The sequence below is a fragment of the Dysgonomonas sp. 511 genome (genome assembly GCF_010501105.1).
GTDB lineage: Bacteria > Bacteroidota > Bacteroidia > Bacteroidales > Dysgonomonadaceae > Dysgonomonas.
On sequence record NZ_QVMQ01000069.1, the window covers coordinates 1 to 1,759 of the forward strand.

3 protein-coding genes are annotated in these 1,759 nt (G+C 34.3%); all 3 read right to left on the reverse strand.

Annotated elements, in window-relative coordinates:
- Nucleotides 1-132 precede the first annotated feature (132 nt).
- The 3 genes from D0T57_RS15250 to D0T57_RS15260 all read right to left on the reverse strand — a co-directional run bounded on the left by D0T57_RS15250 (nucleotide 133) and on the right by D0T57_RS15260 (nucleotide 1,648).
- Complete coding sequence (locus D0T57_RS15250) at nucleotides 133-489, reverse strand: hypothetical protein (RefSeq protein WP_368666940.1); 357 nt, start codon at nucleotides 487-489, stop codon at nucleotides 133-135.
- 95 nt (nucleotides 490-584) lie between these two features.
- Complete coding sequence (locus D0T57_RS15255) at nucleotides 585-1,040, reverse strand: DUF3990 domain-containing protein (RefSeq protein ID WP_163274331.1); 456 nt, start codon at nucleotides 1,038-1,040, stop codon at nucleotides 585-587.
- An 83-nt stretch (nucleotides 1,041-1,123) separates the two neighbouring features.
- Nucleotides 1,124-1,648 (reverse strand): hypothetical protein, encoded by a 525-nt coding sequence (locus tag D0T57_RS15260; protein ID WP_163274332.1) that lies wholly within the window; start codon nucleotides 1,646-1,648, stop codon nucleotides 1,124-1,126.
- Between the last annotated feature and the right edge of the window lie 111 nt (nucleotides 1,649-1,759).

Here is a 1,759-nt window from a genome sequence, read left to right on the forward strand (position 1 = left end):
CATTGCAACTCTAAGATACATATTTTAGAGTGAACGAAAAAGACCGAAGCTATTAAAAACTTCGGTCTTTCATATTTTGGGGCTTTTGACACACCCTCAAGTATTTGATTGTTATTATTTCGATTCTTAAAACTAAAGTACTTCGCCTTTTATATATGATTCATACAGGTATTCCGGACTTTCGTAATACAGGCTGCTGTTGAAATCTTCAATTTTGCGGGAAAGCCAGGAATTATATACTTCAATAAGTGTTTCTATCGGCTTTTTATCCTGTTTATCACAAATATCAACGATAAGGCGTTTATATACCTTTCCTATATCCCAATATGTCGGAATGGAATACTTACCGTCAGCCACGTTATCGAATACCCCCATATTGATATGATAATTGGTTGTAAGTTCATCGGAAATTCTCTCAATGTTATCACTATGATACACATCGGCCAATTCATAAATATGCTCAAGCTTGTCTTTTCCAATTGCGTTCACGACAACATTTCTGTGATTTTTTGTTTTTCGTCCGATATATTCGATAAGGCTACAAACAAAAAATAAATCGTTATATTCTTTTTTTTCTCTACCTGTCATACTTTAATCTCCTTGCTATTAATGAAAGTCAGGCACTTAAGAGCATCATCCGTACAAAAGTTTATTTGATGAGTCGGATGCTTAAATTTGGCTAAAGCCCAGAATTGCTCCCTGGTAATAACTCCGCTTATAAAATCGGAAACATAGTTATATACCTGATCGTTAGCCATTGCTCCAATGACGATATCATAATCGTGACTTTTTCCATTACGGCATGATACAATAAAATCGAGCCATTCTTCAGTCATTTCAGTAAATTGAAGAATGTTCAGTTTCTCATTAGATTCAAAGTTATAGACACTCACTACGGGAGTATCATACCGTCTGGCCCAACGTACTGCTTGTTCCTTCAATTCGGTACAATAAAATCCAGTCCCAAAATCTTTTGCGTATCTGCCTTTTATTATTTCAGGAGTCTTTATTTGACAATATCCACCGTGATATACATTCATATTATTAAGCTAAATCCTTATATTCATAAGTTTTACAGTTCAAAGATAATAATTAATAATGACCAAATCATTCTTTCGACAGATCAACTATAATTAATAAAACGAATATACATATCAGGGAAACGCTCTCCATCATTCATCATAGCAGCAAATTCATCAAACGTATATTTCTCCACACATGGATCCTGACCTTCATCTACATCATAATCATAAACAATCTCTTCGTCAGTCGCATTGCGCCCAAAACGTTCTGCCGGATAAAGAAATACATAGAGCGATTTTGGTTCAGGTTCATTCTCTTCAGATAGTTCCAGATAGCGATTCCAGATGGTAATCAGCCAATCTGTATTGATTGCTTCTAAAGATATTTCTTCCCGGAAATCAGTTTCTTTATCATATATAATACAGTTCTTTTCGACCGGATCAATATCAACCATTTGATATTTAGTATAACATGGCTCACCCTTTCCATTTACTTCTTCAACAAAAACAATATGAGGCAGTAAATCTTCAGGTATTTCTTTTATACAACAAATGGCGTCAATTATATTTTGTGTAACCCAACAGAGTTGCTGGTGCAGATAATTTATTTTTGGTTGTCCACTCATAATTATTTCAGGTCATTAGTGTCCACTAAAAATTCGCAATCGTTCTTTGAAACATTTGAAATATAGTTAGTTATAGGGGTTTTTCGTGCGAACGGATTTCAATTTTCATCT

Coding starts and splice junctions, on each gene's coding strand:
- D0T57_RS15260 (WP_163274332.1), bottom strand. CDS start 1,648: ATGAGTGGACAACCAAAAATAAATTATCTGCACCAGCAACTCTGTTGG.
- D0T57_RS15255 (WP_163274331.1), bottom strand. CDS start 1,040: ATGAATGTATATCACGGTGGATATTGTCAAATAAAGACTCCTGAAATA.